This is a genomic window from Bacillus sp. BHET2 (genome assembly GCF_005938125.1).
In the GTDB taxonomy this organism is placed as follows: domain Bacteria; phylum Bacillota; class Bacilli; order Bacillales; family Bacillaceae_B; genus Rossellomorea.
Map to the genome: position 1 here is coordinate 1 of NZ_VCQN01000032.1, position 457 is coordinate 457.

Genomic DNA, 457 nt, shown 5'->3' on the forward strand with positions numbered 1-457 from the left:
GGCCTGCGCGGGCATGTCGAGCGATCGTGCGAGGGGCAGCGGAGTAATGTTGCTGACGTCGGTGTGCAGGGGCCGGGCGGTGCCCAGGGCCGTGCCGCCCCGGGTCGTCCAGCCGGCCAGGAAATCTTGGATTGCAGCGCTCATGGATTTTCTCCTCGTTCGGTGGGCAGGTGCCGTGGGTCAGGCGATGTCGACGCTGGCCGTGACGAGCACGTGGTCCGCGTCCGCGGTGGAAATGTTCAGGCCCGATGGGACGAGCTTGATCTGGACGCCTTCGAGCTGCAGCGGGATGTCCGGCACGGTGAAGGACGCGTTCTCGTTGAGCTCCTTCTGCGCGGCGCTCTGGATCGTGGACTGCAGGAAGGGCGTGACGATCCCGATGACGCTGGTCGCCACGTGCTGCAGCACGCCGGCATTGAATTTCTCCCACCCGCTGCCGTTCGGCGCGTAGGTGATC

Annotated in this window: 1 protein-coding gene; it reads right to left on the bottom strand. The window is 66.5% G+C overall.

Translation table 11 applies throughout. The annotated features are described in order from the left end of the window. Positions 1 to 180 precede the first annotated feature (180 nt). The coding region (locus tag FGG79_RS21970) for a hypothetical protein (RefSeq protein ID WP_171051039.1) at positions 181 to 457 on the bottom strand (277 nt) is incomplete at its 5' end.